The organism is Microcoleus sp. AT3-A2 (genome assembly GCF_036705685.1).
In the GTDB taxonomy this organism is placed as follows: domain Bacteria; phylum Cyanobacteriota; class Cyanobacteriia; order Cyanobacteriales; family Microcoleaceae; genus Microcoleus.
The window spans coordinates 1-15,393 of sequence record NZ_JAUBVF010000023.1; the positions used below are offsets into that span (position 1 = coordinate 1).

General features: G+C 46.9%; 14 protein-coding genes. 8 read left to right on the forward strand and 6 right to left on the reverse strand.

The genetic code is table 11. From position 1 onward, the window contains the following. The first annotated feature begins 117 nt into the window (after positions 1-117). Positions 118-933: a methyltransferase domain-containing protein gene (locus tag QUB37_RS14855; RefSeq protein ID WP_333163338.1), complete on the forward strand. Its 816-nt coding sequence runs from the start codon at positions 118-120 to the stop codon at positions 931-933. A 488-nt stretch (positions 934-1,421) separates the two neighbouring features. On the opposite strand, the gene QUB37_RS14860 is transcribed toward QUB37_RS14855, so the two are convergent. The 3 genes from QUB37_RS14860 to QUB37_RS14870 all read right to left on the reverse strand — a co-directional run bounded on the left by QUB37_RS14860 (position 1,422) and on the right by QUB37_RS14870 (position 5,786). Beyond that, positions 1,422-2,021, reverse strand: coding sequence for a Uma2 family endonuclease (locus tag QUB37_RS14860; RefSeq protein ID WP_333163183.1), 600 nt, complete (start codon positions 2,019-2,021; stop codon positions 1,422-1,424). 79 nt (positions 2,022-2,100) lie between these two features. Then, the gene (locus tag QUB37_RS14865) at positions 2,101-4,341 is read right to left on the reverse strand and encodes a phosphoketolase (RefSeq protein ID WP_333163185.1); all 2,241 of its coding nucleotides are present in this window, start codon (positions 4,339-4,341) and stop codon (positions 2,101-2,103) included. A 221-nt stretch (positions 4,342-4,562) separates the two neighbouring features. Further along, entirely contained in the window at positions 4,563-5,786 is a 1,224-nt protein-coding gene (locus QUB37_RS14870) for a COP23 domain-containing protein (RefSeq protein ID WP_333163187.1), read from the reverse strand. Positions 5,787-6,279: 493 nt separating this feature from the next. Here QUB37_RS14870 and QUB37_RS14875 point away from each other — a divergent pair, with 493 nt between their 5' ends. Next, on the forward strand, positions 6,280-6,423 hold the full coding sequence (locus QUB37_RS14875; RefSeq protein WP_333163189.1) for a hypothetical protein: 144 nt from the start codon (positions 6,280-6,282) through the stop codon (positions 6,421-6,423). Positions 6,424-6,559: 136 nt separating this feature from the next. Here QUB37_RS14875 and QUB37_RS14880 read toward each other — a convergent pair whose 3' ends face one another. After that, a complete protein-coding gene (locus QUB37_RS14880) occupies positions 6,560-7,168 on the reverse strand; it encodes a COP23 domain-containing protein (protein ID WP_333163191.1) in 609 nt (202 codons plus the stop codon). A 680-nt stretch (positions 7,169-7,848) separates the two neighbouring features. Between QUB37_RS14880 and QUB37_RS14885 the strand changes: the two genes are divergently transcribed. Continuing rightward, positions 7,849-8,454, forward strand: a complete 606-nt coding sequence (locus tag QUB37_RS14885; RefSeq protein WP_333163193.1) for a hypothetical protein — start codon at positions 7,849-7,851, stop codon at positions 8,452-8,454. Positions 8,455-8,475: 21 nt separating this feature from the next. Here QUB37_RS14885 and QUB37_RS14890 read toward each other — a convergent pair whose 3' ends face one another. Beyond that, a complete protein-coding gene (locus tag QUB37_RS14890; RefSeq protein ID WP_333163195.1) occupies positions 8,476-9,909 on the reverse strand; it encodes a transposase in 1,434 nt (477 codons plus the stop codon). A gap of 75 nt (positions 9,910-9,984) precedes the next feature. On the opposite strand from QUB37_RS14890, the gene tnpA reads away from it, so the two are divergent. From tnpA to QUB37_RS14905, 3 genes are all read left to right on the forward strand, one after another. After that, positions 9,985-10,398, forward strand: coding sequence for an IS200/IS605 family transposase (gene tnpA, locus QUB37_RS14895; protein WP_333163197.1), 414 nt, complete (start codon positions 9,985-9,987; stop codon positions 10,396-10,398). 276 nt (positions 10,399-10,674) lie between these two features. Next, positions 10,675-12,051 carry a cytochrome P450 gene (locus tag QUB37_RS14900; RefSeq protein ID WP_333163199.1) on the forward strand — a complete coding sequence of 459 codons (1,377 nt, stop codon included), beginning with the start codon at positions 10,675-10,677 and terminating at the stop codon, positions 12,049-12,051. Continuing rightward, positions 12,041-12,166: a hypothetical protein gene (locus QUB37_RS14905; protein ID WP_333163201.1), complete on the forward strand. Its 126-nt coding sequence runs from the start codon at positions 12,041-12,043 to the stop codon at positions 12,164-12,166. The genes QUB37_RS14900 and QUB37_RS14905 overlap by 11 nt, the downstream gene beginning before the upstream one ends. Before the next feature lie 408 nt (positions 12,167-12,574). On the opposite strand, the gene QUB37_RS14910 is transcribed toward QUB37_RS14905, so the two are convergent. After that, entirely contained in the window at positions 12,575-12,862 is a 288-nt protein-coding gene (locus tag QUB37_RS14910) for a hypothetical protein (protein ID WP_333163203.1), read from the reverse strand. A 493-nt stretch (positions 12,863-13,355) separates the two neighbouring features. On the opposite strand from QUB37_RS14910, the gene QUB37_RS14915 reads away from it, so the two are divergent. Together QUB37_RS14915 and thrC are read left to right on the forward strand one after the other, a co-directional pair. Continuing rightward, the gene (locus tag QUB37_RS14915) at positions 13,356-13,616 is read left to right on the forward strand and encodes a MoaD/ThiS family protein (RefSeq protein ID WP_333163205.1); all 261 of its coding nucleotides are present in this window, start codon (positions 13,356-13,358) and stop codon (positions 13,614-13,616) included. Positions 13,617-13,995: 379 nt separating this feature from the next. Further along, on the forward strand, positions 13,996-15,294 hold the full coding sequence (thrC, locus tag QUB37_RS14920; RefSeq protein WP_333104957.1) for a threonine synthase: 1,299 nt from the start codon (positions 13,996-13,998) through the stop codon (positions 15,292-15,294). Positions 15,295-15,393: the final 99 nt, after the last annotated feature.

Here is a 15,393-nt window from a genome sequence, read left to right on the forward strand (position 1 = left end):
TAAAGGTTTCATCCTATTTTACCTTTTTTGGTCTACCCCCTTGACAATTTGCACTTTTTCTTAACTTGTCACAAATGATATAAAGCAAACACGTACAATCTGGAACTTGACGCAGAAATCCAGCGCTTAAAAGCTCAAGTTCTCCTCAGTTGGGAAAAGGAAGCGCGCACTTTAAAGTGGTTCGGTTTAGCCGACGGGATGAATGTTTTGGAAGCTGGTAGCGGGCCGGGATTTTTCACCGAAAAACTGTTAGAATTGCTGCCAAACAGTTGGGTAACAGCGGTAGAAATTGACCCGGTACTGCACGAAAAAGCAGTAGCATATTTGCAGGACAAAGGGGGCGATCGAGTAAATCGCATCCCAGCATCGGTTGCGGATACTGGTTTGGATGATAACACGTTTGACTTTGCGATCGCCCGTTTGCTGTTCGTTCACCTTCCCGAACCCGTCGCAGCAGCTAGAGAAATATTCCGCATCTTGAAACCGGGCGGTAAACTGGTGATTATCGATAGCGATGCGGATCTGTTTTGGCTGACAAATCCGCCTTGGTCAGTCGAGATTGTCAGGGATAAATTCAAGCAGGTGATAGCATCGCGGGGCGGCAATTTATGCGTCGGGCGAAATCTGTGCCGCATTCTGAAAGAAGCTGGGTTTGTTAGCGTTGATTTAGAAGCGGTTGTCACCCACAGCGATATCATCGGAATTGAAGCGTTCCAACCTTTGCTTGACTCCGGGCCCATTTTGCAGATGGTCAAACAGGGGTTGATTTCAGAGTCGGAAATACAAAGCTATCTGGTTTCGCGGGATAAGTTTGAAGCTGCGGGCGATCGATCGATGATGAGTTTTTGGTTGATGGCTTGCGGGGAAAAAAGCAATAAAATTAAGACAGATATTTCACACAATATGGAGGTTCCGTCGCAGCACAACCTCTAGCACCCTCGCTACATTCCCAGCTAACAAAGCAAACTTATTTAACAGCAAACCCGGAAAAACTTCCCAATAAATTATCCCCTCAGCATTAGGTTAAAGCTGCACGTATAGCTCTATAATCGTATCATATCAAATCCGGTAGTATCGTCGGGCGTCAAATCTAGTCAACAGTCAAAAATCACGAATCCTGCCACCGGATTTGATCTAATTCATCTGCGTTAATCTGTGTTTATCTGCCCTCATCTGCGGTTAAAAGAAGAGAAATTTTTAACCGCAGATGACAATGGATTGACGCAGATTCACGCAGATGAAGGAAGAGAGATAGGAATAATTTAGTAACTTTACACCTACAAGTCTAACAAATCCTGGGAGCCGATCGCGCAAAGGTTGTTTGTGAGAGCCAATGGTTGTCTGTCACATTTTAGCTTAACCAATCAAGTCGTTAGGGAAGCTCTCGTAGACGATCGCACTTTTTACCAACTCCTCAGCATTCAACCCACTTGCCGAACCCCATTAAGAAACTCCGTCCTTGCCTCAATCCTTGAAGGCATTAAAACGCAGCGTACCAGCAATTCTAAATCCAATTCCGGCAGCAACTCACTTCTTGAAACTTGCTCATAATTATCCTCCCGCAACCCATACACAGCCAACTGATTATTTTCCCAAAACCAGACTTCAGGAATGCGAAGTCGCAGATATTTAGCTAGTTTATTTGTGCTACCGCTAGTAATCGTTACTTCCACGGCTAAATCGGGATGCTCTTTTCTTGAACCTATATAATAAGACTCGTCTGGTTCAAATGATACATCTCTTGCCCGGTCTCTGCGAGTTGCACTCCCTACAGGAAAGAATTCAATTCCGAGTTCAAAAAAGTATGCTTCCAGTAATATAGCGATCGCTTTTTTCAAGCTTTCATGTGCTTCACCCAGTGTCATAAACTCGATCCACCCATCAAGATAAGTTATCCGCAAACCCGGAGAGTCAGCCATCAAAGATTCGAGAGCCTCAAATTGCTCCCAAGTATAATAACCGGGGAGAACCAATCGCTGTTCCGCAAGCGTACCTATTTCTTCTAAAATTTTTGCTGTCATAGGTATCACCATCCTATTTTAAATATTACTAGCCCCTACCCAGCACAAACCAGGCAGGGGCATTCACTCACATTCTAACTTAATGAACTAGCTCGATCGCCCTTTTAGTCAACGCCTCAGCAGTCAACCCATTAAACGCCATCAACTGACCAGCACTAGCAGTAGTTTCCCCCCGCTTCCAAGCGAAAGTATCCCGCTTGCAATTGCTGCGGAGCATCACAGGTTCCAACATCCCAGAAGCACCGCCTGTCACGCCAATCAAGGCATCTCCGCCAAACATTTCGGCAAATTTTTCATCGCTCAAAAAGCCGCCGTCAGCTTCCGAACAAGTATCCCAAGCAACATCACCTTGACGGTACAAACGCCGGGGGTTCACAACAGAAACAATCCGCACTCCAATCCCTTCTGTTTCCAAAAATGCCGCTGCTTCAAACACTGGCATTAACGTCATGTCGCCGACAACTGCAAACACCACTTTCTTGCTCCCGCCTTGATTCTGGGTAGCTTGGGGGGAATCGACTTCGTGCAGCACTATTGCACCGTCTTGCAAACCTTGGCGAGTCTGTTCAAGAGTAGTGCGAATTGGCAGTGGCGACTTGCTTGCAGTAATCACAACTCCCTTATTTCTAGCAGTCAAAGCCCACTCGTAACAAGCTTGAATACTGTTAGCATCCGGTGGAAACAAAGGAAACACATTTCCGTTCCGCATCATCGCGGCAAAATAAGCCTCAATTTCCGGCCGCTGGTGCGTCCAACCGTTGCGGCCTTGTTCCAATGCACCCGCTGTAAATAAGGTGACAGTTGCCGGAGTTGGACGGCGCAATTCTGCCATTGCTTGGGTTACAGTTTGCCAAATTGGTAAACCGTTGATGGCAAAAGATTCGTAGGAACACCACAAACTCCGCGCTCCGAATAGCGATAAACCTACGGCTAAACCGGCGCAAGCATCTTCGCTCAAAGGTTCGTAAACTTGACCGTTTGGCGATTGATTGTACAAATCATCTGTCGTCGGGTGAATAATTTTGAGAGCTTGGTTGATATTGGCAATTGCCGATGCTTCGTTGCCGTCAGCATTAGTGACAAGAAAAGTACGATCGCGCTCGCCAACTTTCCCTACCAAAACCCCCATTGCTGTGGTCGAAATCTTCGGTTCTCCCCCAACTGCAAATTCTTCTAAAGGCAATTCGCCTAAATCTGCCAGCGGCAATGTAAACTCAGTAACAACTGTTTTCGCCGCCGGCCCGCCGCCCGCACGCTCGCAATTTGTCCGCACCAACTCCCAAGCAGCAGCAGTCAAAGCGCGCTCTTTTAAAGCACTGATAATGTGCGGAGCATCCAACGTATCTTTCGGATAAAGGTTGTGAGATTTTGCTCCGCGCGCGTGGACGCCAGCACCTTTCAACTGTTTGATAATAAACGCAGTTAATTTGCCGCCGAGAGCAGATTTTGCCGCTTTGTCAACTCCTTCTAAAACAGCTTTGGTAAATGCCATGCGCTGTTCGAGCGAAAAAGCAGTGCTGTCAACATAATCTTCCGGTTGATTTTTATCGTCAAATTCCTTAGCATCAACTAAGATAACTTCTTCAAAACCGTTGCCTTGCCAATAAGCAATCATTTCAGCATTAGTTTTAGTCGAAACCATGCTGTGATGTTCCTGAGAATATCCGTTCCAAACCAACACAGGCAAAAAGTTAGTAACGCTGGGATAAGCAGTGTGGAAATGCGCCATGCTGCTCATCGGATAGGGTTCGCCCATGCCGCCGTCGCCCATTGTGAAAGCAAACAGTTTTTCGCGGTGTAAAAGCGCTCCAGCCATTGCGAAATGCTGCCCTTGTCCGAGGGGGCCGGCCGGTGCTAAAAGGCCGGGAATGAAACCGGAAAGATGTCCTAACAAACCGTCTTTTTCTCGGAATTTATCGCGCACTTGCTGCACGTTGAAAATTCCCATATCTTCCAAAGATCGATCGAGAAACATGGCACTGTAAAAGCCGGGGGCGTGATGGCCGACTTCGGTGACAATGTTCTTGTGTCCGAGCATCACCAAAGCGGCATAAGCCTCAGCTTGGCTAGCAAAACCCCCCGGATGTCCCGATGCCTTGCTGGCGGTGACTTGCAGTGTCAGGTAGCGCAGGGCGTCTGCTCCCAGCATCGTTTGAAAGACGGCGACGGGATCGGCAGGATCGGCGATCGACTTGCTCCCCTCGGCGATCGCAGGTGCTTTCCCGTAAGTCTCAAAACCAGGGAGTGTTTCCGAAAAATATTGAATGCCTTCGCAAAAAGCGGGCGTTGTTGACGTTGCCTGCGGGGTAGTTGCTGTCATGCTTGATACCTAAAAAATTTGAATTCGATTTACGAATGTAAGAGTAATTTTATAGCTTCCGCGTTCCAAAAAATCATGAGTTCTATTATGTCAGTGATAAATAAGTAAAATATCTCACTTTGTCAGCTAATAAGTAGTTGTTTGAGAACCCCGACTTTTTTAACAAGTTGGGGTTCTGTGTTTACCTATTACTAATCCCTCTAAAATCTCAAAGCCAAAATCTAAAATTGTTCCAGCCGTTCCCGGACATCGATATAAAGCACAGTACCGCTTTCAGAAAGAGAAGGCACAGCCTTTTGATTCCCCAGCCAAACAAAAAAACTGCTCAGTGCAGGAGTCGGATCTTGATCGCGGCGCAGCGTGTAGATCAAACCTTCGCAAGGCCCATTAACGCGGCTACTCGTGCAAATCGCTTTCTGGTTATTTACAATACCCACCGTGACATAATTTAGCTGTTTATTACGGTTATAATTCTCAAGGCGCTGAGTCACTTGTTGGCAGCGAGTTAGAGGATCGTAGCCCGAACTAGAAAAGAAATTAGAATTCCAGCGAATCCAAGGCTCTCTGAACCCTTGCGGATTTTGATACACAGTCACCGGCTCGCCCGTTGAGGTATCGCACACAAATCCTCCATAACCCAGACTCGGCTGGTTTTGACCGAAGGCGCTGCTGAGAGAAAGATTGCTGAGAATATCAAAGCCGTTACGCTTGTTTTGTGAAAGCAACTCCCTAAAAGCATCGATCGGGATTGCTGCATTCAACCCCGTTTTAATCTCCTCAATCTGACCGTTCCACTGACTCCTAATTGTGCCAACAGTATCCCCCTGGCCGTGAATTCCTACCACCCTACCATCAGCATCAAATACAGGCCCACCGCTCATCCCGCGCCTGGTTACAGCTTGGTAACGCAGACGATACCCTGATGAGGCGCTGCCCAAGCGAGAAGAGATGATACCAGCAGTAAACTCAAGTTTTCGTTCAAATCCCGAAATTGGCAGCGGATAGCCAGAAACGTAAATAGCAGAACCAACAACAGCACGTTCTGACTCGCCCATTGGTGCTACTGGATACTGTTCTCGGCTCTGAAACTGTATCAAAGCCAAGTCTATATCCGTGTCATTTTTCGGTAAGCGCTGTATTCTAATCGCAGCATAATCCTTTTCCAAATGAGTGCGAATGCTGTATTTTTGAGCGAGGCTTGCCACCACATGATTAGCTGTCAGAACAGTGTAAATGTTACCCTGTTTGGCAATAATTACTCCCGATCCACTAGCAAAAAAACCCAGCGTATTGTTGACTTCCACAGTTGTCAAGGTCGCTAGCTGGGCAATCTCTTGGGCTGTTTTGGCACAGGCAGCATATTGTTGGCTGACAAGCGCCGTCACTGTTAATGCACCTGTCAAGATGATTGTCAGCGCGTCAAACCGCAAACTCCACACATTCATCGATAACTCCCTAGATGAGACGAGGCGAACTGCAAATATATACTAATCGGAATTCCCCAACTGGATTTAACCATTTTTTCCAATAATTCCGCTGTTGGTTCACTTCCCTCTTCAAAAGCATAGACGCCAAAATTTGGATCTCGATACTTGCCCCTACAGTTAATCCCAATCAAGAAACCTTTGGCATTAAAAATCGGGTCGCGACTCATACCGATTTTAACCTCATTTGTATAGCCCAACCTATAACCTTGAGGCAAAGATTTGGGTAGTGGCACCGAAACGAAGCCAGCGTCAATCGATTTTAGATTTTAGATTTTAGATTTTAGATTAAACAATTGAAGCATTGACCCCACGGATAAATTCGGGGGGCAAGTTTCATCGGATACAGGTTTTTTATTTCTCCACGGATGAATCCGGGGGCTTGTATCCTTTATGCTTTCGGTCACCACCAAACCCCCAAACTCAGCACACGCAGGAAAGCCGACTGCCAGCATTGGCTCAGACACCGCTCCTGCCTCAAGGCTTAATGGTGCTATTTTATACTCGATCGCGCGGCGAAACAGAACGATCGCCAGCTCGATATCGCCCAGCCGGCTCAGAACTCCTAGCAGTGGGTGGAGGAGGCTGTCGTCGGTGACAATTATTAGATCGCCACAATCTGCTAGTTAGTCAGCACTGTATAGGTTTGGCCCTGCTGCCGGACGATCGTCCCAGAACCAGAAGATTTCCCCGTCGGGATGCGTACCGCTGTTTGACGCGCCAAATTTGCCACCTCAATCCTTGGAATTGGTGATGGGATGGAAAATTTGCCAATCTTTAAGGCTGTCCGAACGGTGGGGAAAAGGGGGTAGTTGCGCCTCATCATCCATATTTTCCCCTAGCTTTTCGCTGACATCAATGTAAGGAATTTTACTGGTTTCATCAAAAGACGGCATCCCGACATATCCTTGGCGCCAAGCCAACAAATTATACAAAGAGCCGATCGGGTCTTGGCCGGGTCTGAGGGTATAAATCAAATTTTGACACCGCCCATTAACTTGATTCGCCGTGCAGATGACGTTCTGGCCGTTCATTTGGCCCGCAGTAATGTACTTAAGCATTCGTTGGCGGCGATAGATTTCGAGGCGTTGACTCACTAATTGACACCGAGTTGCCGGATCATAGCCAGAACCGGAGAAATAATCGGAAGTCCACTCAATCCAAGGCTCTACAGCACCTTGAGCGTTTTGGTACACCGTCACCGGCGCACCGGTCGAGGTACTGCACCAAAATCCACTTTCCCCCGATGCTCGCCGACCGTAACTCGGTTGAGAAGCAACCGTCAGGCCGCTGAGGGCGATCGCTGTTGCCACAAAAACTTTTGTCAATAATTGCTGTTTCATGATTTTTTCACTGTGTTTTTATGAGATTCGGCACAAAAATCACCGAATGCTGCGATAACACCCTTGACACGCCTGTTCGTTAAAGATCCGCTGACTGAGGAATTATGTGATTCGCGACTTAACCAGAAACCAGTTTTTTTTACGAAAACACTTCGTTGCAGCCCTTATGCCTGGTTAAAAAACCCGGTTTTTTTGCTCTTGATGCGTAAGTTTTGATATTGTTCGCGACTTGCACATTCCTTATAAGCGCGATTTCGGCGCTGTTAAAAAAGCGCTCCGAAGCCGAGCTTAAAATGCGCGCACCAGTCGGAATTCTGTCCTCATTACTACTAATCAAACTCAGGCTTTTACCAACCGGAAGAGGCTTTTCACCTCAGACCTTGGAAAGGATCGAGTTGCAACGGTACATCACACCACTGACAAGGTATTTGATATCACTTACGAGCTGGGTCGCGAGCTTGATCTGCTGAGAAAGGTAAACTGCGGGGTTACTCCACCGAGGGGTAAAACCCCTCTTACCTGATTTAACACTAAAATCCACGTATTAACAAGAACTCTTAACTTGTTTTCATCTCCGTACTGCGGGAAATACTTCTAAGTGAGTGTAATCAGGGTCTAAGTGCTTTCTACCACCAAAATTCACCCTCCATACACTGACGTTTAGTAGAGTATTAAAAACTATGAACCGTATCTGCAAACAGTTAGGATATTTAGGCGTTTGGTTAATTTTGATAGGCGGTAGCAGTTGTTCTAGCTCAGATGCAGCTACCTCAACCGAAGACCAAAGCCCACTCTCAGCAAGCGCCCCTCAGTTCCAACACCTACAGCTAACGGGAAATCAAATTGAGGCTCGATCTAGTCAATTAACGCAGCCTTCTAACTCTGTTGCCTCAGTTTTAAGCAGTGCTACCATCTCAGAAAATACTGTCACCGTTACGGTTTATAAGGTAGATAATTTGTGTCAAACTCTGAAGCCGGAAACAGTTACAGGCCCAGAGAACCAGTTAATGTCCTCGGCGGTTAATGAAGTGTTAAAGCAGCAGATTTTCGATAGTCTTGGTTTGGCTGGTTATCGCCTCACGATCGATCGCGACCTCGGAATAGCTACCGTGGATCTGCGAGCCTCCGGAAATTCGCGGCAGAAATTGCAAAACCTGTCCAGTTGTCAGATGTTAGGTTTGTTCGGGGGCGTGCGCCAAACTTTAACCAGTTATGCTCCTTGGCAAATCAAAACAGTTCGTTTTACAGAGCTTGGAGAGGATATTTTGAGCACCGTTCGAGAATAAGCTAGTGAACTAACCTGACGGTCAACTGGGTACAGTTAGACCGCAGGCTTCTTTTTCCTTTTTTGCAAAGGCTTTTTTGAGTGACGAAGTTCCCCCGCCACTTTTGTAACTCAATCCAATCTTCTTTATAAGTTTGGCTGAATTTTCATCTCGATCCAAAGATTCTCCACACTGACAGAAATGCCAGCGCTCCGATAATTCTTTTGGAACTTTGTTGAGACAATTCCAGCAATGCTGAGAAGTTCCTTTTGGGTCAATAAGCAAAACGCTTTTGCCCAATTTCCAAGCGACATATTTCAGGACGCTAGCAAATTGCCCGTGAGCAGCATCAAGCATGGATTTATTCAAACCACTCTTAGCTGACCGACCGTTAGGCAGATAAACCAAATTACCATTCTCAATATCAGTCTTGGGCTTGGCACGTCTAGTTAGATTTTTGACGCTCAAGTCTTCAATAACCAAAACATCACATTTACCGAATAGCTCATGTGCCGTTTTGAACTGGAAATCTAACCTGGCTCTGGCAACAAATTGATGGAGTTTGGCGATTTTACCCTTGATAATTTTCCAAGGCTTAGAGCCCTTAACTTTTGTAGCTAATTTCGCTGGCAGCCTTGCCAGTTTTTCAGCCAATTTCCTCAAGAATCTCGGATTTTCAACTCTTTCACCATCGGAAAGGTAAGCGTAATTAGATATTCCCAAATCAATGCCAACAGTATTTTCTTCAGTCGGCTGAATTTCTGCAACCGTTACGGGAACCGTTTTATCTTCTAGCGTTAGGGAAATATACCACCCATCCGCTTCTCTGATAACTGTACCCGTCTTGACCTTGAAACCTGTTGGTATTGGACGATGGAAAACCATCGGTACTTGACCTATTTTGGCGAGACTAATACAAATTCTATTTTGCTCATCTTTGACAATATTTAGATTATCTAGTTGAGAATAGGTAAAGGATTTATAGTAGTGAAGCCCTTTGAATTTGGGCTTGCCTCTACGATTACCATTCTTATCCGGCGTGGTAAAGTTTGAGAAGGAAGTTTCAACTCGGCTGACGACATCTTGCAAGACCTGCGAGTCCAACACTTTGTAGTCAGAGAATAGCTTTTTTGTGTTTTTTAGGTCGGCAAGTTGTATTGTCTGCCACTGTACATATCCGCCTTCAATGTTCGAGAAAATGTCACCTTTTTTGGTTAGAGGGTTGCCTGATTCATCTTTTTTTCTGCCGTCCCTAGTTTGCACTCTCGTCAAAGGAATGTTTCGATAAATCTCTTCAATAGGGACTATCGAAACAATTAAGGGACAGGCATTGATGGGCGTTCTCGTTGTTTCCCACCATTTAAATCTTTCGCCGAGTCGGTAGTTGTACTGCCGGCGACAAAGTTCCAGGTGAACCATAATTGTTGTTAATTGAGCCTTGGTGGGTTTGAGGCGGTATTTGTAAGCGAGCTGCATTTTTTAGCTTCCTTTTTCGACCTTTGCACAGTATAGTCTGCGTATGCTCAAAATGCAACACCGAAAACAAAAAATATGAGAAACGACTTTGTGGCAAACGCTCGCTCGGTTTCAGACCTCAAGGCTCATTTAGTCCTGTGCACTAAATATAGGCGCAAGGTGTTCAATGCTGAAATGCTCGCTAGACTCAATGAAGTGTTTGCCGATCTCACTGAAAAATGGTCGTGTAAGCTCGTAGAATTCAATGGCGAAGAAGATCACATTCACTTCTTATTTCAGTATTACCCGCAAATGGATTTGTCGAAATTCGTAAATAATATCAAATCGGTAGCTAGTCGCCGACTCAGGAGCGAATTCCCCGAAAGGGTAAATGAGTTCTACCATAAAGATGTTTTGTGGAGCAGTTCTTATTTTATTGCGTCTTGTGGAGGTGTTACCGTTTCAACACTTAGGAAGTACATTGAGAATCAAGATGCTCCCGAAGATTGATTCGTAGTAGGCAAGTCTAATTGTTGGTTTCCGTTCCTCCACCCAACACGCCTTTCATCCCTACGGTAATTCATTCGGGGTACTTCGCGCAGCGCTCAGATTCATCCCCTCTGAATATACCGAGGGGCTTCCCGGCTGGTAGTTAAAATTATTGGAGATGAGACTTACGCAATTTTTCCCTTAAAAATAAGGGGTGGGAGGGATTGAATAAACCTTCAAACCCTTTGAGATTTGTTGATGCTGCTAAGTCCAGTGACCCAAACCCCGGTAATTCCTATGACACTACCTAATGGCCCCAAAGCTCCACCCTTTGTGCAGCTAATTCAATGGATCGGCGATCCGCTGACATTCATGGATAAATGTGCCAAGCAATACGGCGACATTTTCACAGCTCGAGTGAACAAGGGGAAACCATTGGTTATGATCCACCACCCGCAAGCTGTCCAGGAGATGCTCAATAGCAGCGCGTTTCACGCTCCAGGCAGCCTGAACAGCCTCCTAAAACCCTTGATGGGAGAACAATCCATGATTCTTCTCTCAGGAGAAAGGCACAAACGCCAGCGCCAATTATTGATGCCACCTTTTCACGGGGAACGGATGCGGAATTACGGCCAACTAATTTGCGATATTGCTCAAGATGTTGCCAGCAAATGGTCGGTCGATCGACCTTTTGTGGCCCGCAGCGCCATGCAGGAAGTCACCCTGCGGGTAATCTTACAAGCTGTCTTCGGCCTGGATGACGGGCCGCGGTTGGAAGAGATCAAGCCCCTACTTACCTCAGTCCTGGATATGACTGGTTCTCCGTTGCGATCGAGTATGCTGTTTTTCGGCTGGATGCAGCAAGATTGGGGTTCTTGGAGTCCTTGGGGACGCATGAAACAGCGGAAGCAGAAACTTGACGATCTGATATATGCCGAAATTGAAGAACGCAGGCTGCAACCAGACGCCAACCGCACCGACATTCTCAGCTTAATGATGGCCGCCCGCGACGAAAACGGGCAACCCATGACCAATGAAGAATTGCGCGACGAGTTGATGACGCTGCTGCTTGCAGGCCACGAAACCACAGCAACGGCCCTAGCTTGGGCGTTTTACTGGATTCACAACTCGCCCTCGGTGCGCCAGAAGTTGCTGCAAGAATTGGACAGTTTGGGGGAAAATCCCGACCCGATGGAGATTTTCCGCTTACCTTACCTGAGTGCAGTTTGTCAGGAGACGCTGCGAATTTACCCCGTGGCAATGCTGACGTTTTCGCGAGAAGTTCTCACGCCCGTGGAACTGATGGGATATCAACTCGAACCGGGCACGGTTGTCGTCGGCTCGATTTATTTGACCCACAGACGGGAGGATTTGTATCCAGAACCGCTGCAATTTAAACCTGAACGGTTTTTGGAGAGGCAATTCTCGCCTTATGAGTATTTGCCCTTTGGAGGCGGCAGCCGCCGCTGTATCGGCTTGGCGCTGGCGCAGTTGGAGATGAAACTCGTGCTGGCAACCATTTTGCGGGATTTCGACCTAGTATTGGCCGAGAAAAAGCCCGTACAGGCCAAACGCCGAGGGGTAACTTTAGGGCCTGCCGGCGGCGTGCGGATGGCGCTGCTGGGGCGGCGGATGCCACGGCAGATGCCTGAACCTGTTCTGAGTGGGGTTTAAAGTCGCAGCAGTTGCAGGTGGCGATCGAACTTTCAGCTTTGAGTGCAAACAATTTAGCGAGAATGTGCGATCGTCCGCCAATGCCACCATTTTTTGTAGCATCCGCTACAGATAAATAGCTAGAATCCTTAACCTGTAAGCCTCCCCCCTCTCAATTTTCAAATTCTCAGTCTAAAATAATAGGAGCCTTGCAAACACAGCCTGAAAGCAAAAGTGGGTGATTGCAATAGTCCTCTTGATATCTCAAAAGCCTCCCTGCCATACTTTAAAAACATATGCATACCCTGTTATTCAGCAAGGTCGGAAGCGTGTTGGCATTGCCAGCAATCTTCCGGCCTCTTTATTTTTTGGGCTACTTCAGGCATGGGGTACAAGATGCAGAAGGCAAGGCAAAAATATAAATTCTGCCCCTCTCCCCAATCTAGAGCTTCTGCCTCTAATTCCCATAGAATCCGACAGCAAGTTTAAGGAATCACTAAGGAATAATTAATAACTTGTTAAATCAGCTCCTTTTGCCCTTCTCTCAATCTTCTGTTTTCAGAAATTCCGATACCGAGACAGACTTCGGGAGACTCTCCAGATCTTGAATTTCGCTTTCGTGGGCAAAAAACTCGACTTCTTTGTCGTCAATCTGGATCTGATAGCTAGCGGTAGCTGTCACAACCCGTCGCTTTTTTTTGTCTTCTATTAAAACCCAACACACGACAGGTCTTACCCATCTCTCAACGTGCTGGCTTTGCTTGGTACTCCCAAAGGCATACCAGCCTTTAGCTTCAATAATCTGAAGCACTTTAAAATCGTTACTTGCCATATATTTCTATCGCGTTAACTTCAGTATTCTTCTTAGATAGAACGGCTAGCTTGCTAAGCATGGCAAAGGTTTGACTATCCCAAGCCACACTTTATAACCTGATTTTTTGTCAGGGAAGCGGGTTGGCAGGGCCTTGTATGCGTTGTTGCTTGCTAAATGTAGTGCGAGCTTTTTGTACTCTCCCACAATTACCGTAAAGTATCTATACCGCATCCTCAAAAATTATTCTCGCATTAGCCTCAACAGCAGCCAACTAGACCTTAGCTAGCTGCATCTAAGTGGATGCCAACTGCTTCTAGCGCCTGGTTGGTGAGAGCGATCGGCATACAATATTGTTAAGACTTTTTGCTGCAATCAACTATCATCTTTACCCGATGGGGTAAAACTTAACTAGAGGTTGCCGCTTTCAATTCTAAGCCTCGGCGCGCCTAATTACTAATTAATTGTATGGTGTAGTTGATAATTGCCAAACCGTCGATCGCACTCAACCGCCGTGTCTAACTCTTCGATTACCATCACCGTTAAACTGTTCGCCGCCTTCGGTGAAGCCTACGGCGTTTCGGAACTTACATTAGAACTTCCTCCCGAAACCCCAGTGTCTCAAGTGCTCGAAAACTCGATCGCCCAATATCCTCAATTAGAACAATGGCGCGATCGCACCCGCTTCGGCGTCAACATGGAATTCGTCTCCCCCGACACCATCCTCCAAGACGGCGACGAAGTTGTCCTCATTCCTCCCGTCAGCGGCGGGTAGGCTAAGTTGGTTAATCAAAAATTCGAGGTTTTGTAGTTGTGTTCGATCGCACGACTGCCCAATTGTTAGCCCAAAAAAGATTTATTAAGTTTTGTAACAATTCCGTCGGCAAATCATCCTTGAGCTCGATCGGGCTCGCGTGTGGGCCTGACAATCTGGATTAAGAGCCCGATCCTGAAAACAAGTCAAATCCTTGTGGGGAGTAGGGGTTGGGCGTCCCGCCCGCCCAAATATCAAAGTTAAATACACCACTGTTTAACTGAAAAGTAACTGGAAAATTAATCCCGACTAAAAGAATCGGGTATGGTTGACGCACTAATTTGAGCGTGGTATTCTGCGAAAAGAATTAACAAACATCGCAAAACTAGAGAGTTGAGCTATGACCCAGGCGACCAGAACCCAATCCACAGCAGCAACCTTCACAGCCCTTAAGTGTAAAGAATGTGGCGAAGAGTACGAACTCCAAGCCAAGCACGTCTGCGATTGCTGTTTTGGCCCGCTTGAAGTCAAGTACGACTACGACGCCATCCGCCGCAGCGTCACTCGCCAAACCATCGCAGCCGGCCCCAACTCGATCTGGCGCTACCGCGCATTTTTACCAGTCGCTACAGATAACGTCATCGATGTCGGCACTGGGATGACTCCTCTATTAAAATCCCACCGCTTGGCGCGCCGCCTCGGTCTAAAAAATCTTTATATTAAAAACGATGCCGTCAATATGCCCACTCTCAGCTTTAAAGACAGAGTGGTGTCAGTCGCCCTCAGTAGAGCGAGAGAATTGGGTTTCACAACGGTATCCTGTGCCAGCACTGGCAATTTAGCTAACTCTACGGCTGCGATCGCCGCCCACGCCGGACTAGACTGCGTAGTCTTCATCCCCTCCGACTTAGAAGCAGGCAAAGTCCTGGGCACTCTGATTTACAATCCAACTGTCATGGCAGTTCACGGTAACTACGACCAAGTTAACCGCCTCTGTTGCGAAGTCGCCAATACACATGGCTGGGGATTTGTCAATATCAACTTGCGTCCCTACTACTCCGAAGGCTCAAAAACCCTCGGCTACGAAGTTGCCGAACAGCTAGGCTGGCAATTGCCCGATCACATCGTCGCTCCCCTCGCTTCCGGCTCTTTGTTCACAAAAATCTACAAAGGTTTTCAAGAATTCACCGAAGTCGGTTTAGTCGATGAAAAGAAAGTCCGGTTCAGCGGTGCCCAAGCTGACGGCTGTTCACCCATCGCCCAAGCCTTCCGCGAAGGTCGCGATTTCGTTAAACCGGTGAAACCGAATACAATTGCTAAGTCGATCGCGATCGGCAATCCAGCCGACGGTATGTACGCCTTGGAAATCGCTCGCAAAACCAACGGCAACATTGAATCCGTCAGCGACACCGAAATCATCGAAGGCATGAAACTGCTAGCAGAAACTGAAGGCATATTTACAGAAACTGCAGGTGGCACGACAATCGCAGTCTTGAAGAAACTCGTAGAAGCAGGTAAAATCAATCCCGATGAAACCACCGTCGCTTACATCACTGGCAACGGTTTGAAAACGCAGGAAGCAGTTCAAGGCTACATCGGCGAACCCATCACCCTCGAACCGAAACTAGAAGCGTTCGAGCGCGCCCTCGAACGCGCCCGTACACTCGAACGCTTAGAATGGCAACAAGTTTCGGTTTAACAGCTATTAGTCAGTAGTCGGTAGTCATTAGTCATTGGTTGTTAAGCTGTTGACTGATGATTACTGACTGATCACTGATGACTAATGACTGAGGACTAA

Excerpts from the sequence above, each read along its gene's own strand:
- QUB37_RS14860 (WP_333163183.1), bottom strand. The coding sequence starts at position 2,021 with ATGACAGCAAAAATTTTAGAAGAAATAGGTACGCTTGCGGAACAGCGA.
- QUB37_RS14865 (WP_333163185.1), bottom strand. The coding sequence starts at position 4,341 with ATGACAGCAACTACCCCGCAGGCAACGTCAACAACGCCCGCTTTTTGC.
- QUB37_RS14870 (WP_333163187.1), bottom strand. The coding sequence starts at position 5,786 with ATGAATGTGTGGAGTTTGCGGTTTGACGCGCTGACAATCATCTTGACA.
- QUB37_RS14880 (WP_333163191.1), bottom strand. The coding sequence starts at position 7,168 with ATGAAACAGCAATTATTGACAAAAGTTTTTGTGGCAACAGCGATCGCC.
- QUB37_RS14885 (WP_333163193.1), top strand. The coding sequence starts at position 7,849 with ATGAACCGTATCTGCAAACAGTTAGGATATTTAGGCGTTTGGTTAATT.
- QUB37_RS14890 (WP_333163195.1), bottom strand. The coding sequence starts at position 9,909 with ATGCAGCTCGCTTACAAATACCGCCTCAAACCCACCAAGGCTCAATTA.
- tnpA (WP_333163197.1), top strand. The coding sequence starts at position 9,985 with ATGAGAAACGACTTTGTGGCAAACGCTCGCTCGGTTTCAGACCTCAAG.
- QUB37_RS14900 (WP_333163199.1), top strand. The coding sequence starts at position 10,675 with ATGACACTACCTAATGGCCCCAAAGCTCCACCCTTTGTGCAGCTAATT.
- QUB37_RS14910 (WP_333163203.1), bottom strand. The coding sequence starts at position 12,862 with ATGGCAAGTAACGATTTTAAAGTGCTTCAGATTATTGAAGCTAAAGGC.
- thrC (WP_333104957.1), top strand. The coding sequence starts at position 13,996 with ATGACCCAGGCGACCAGAACCCAATCCACAGCAGCAACCTTCACAGCC.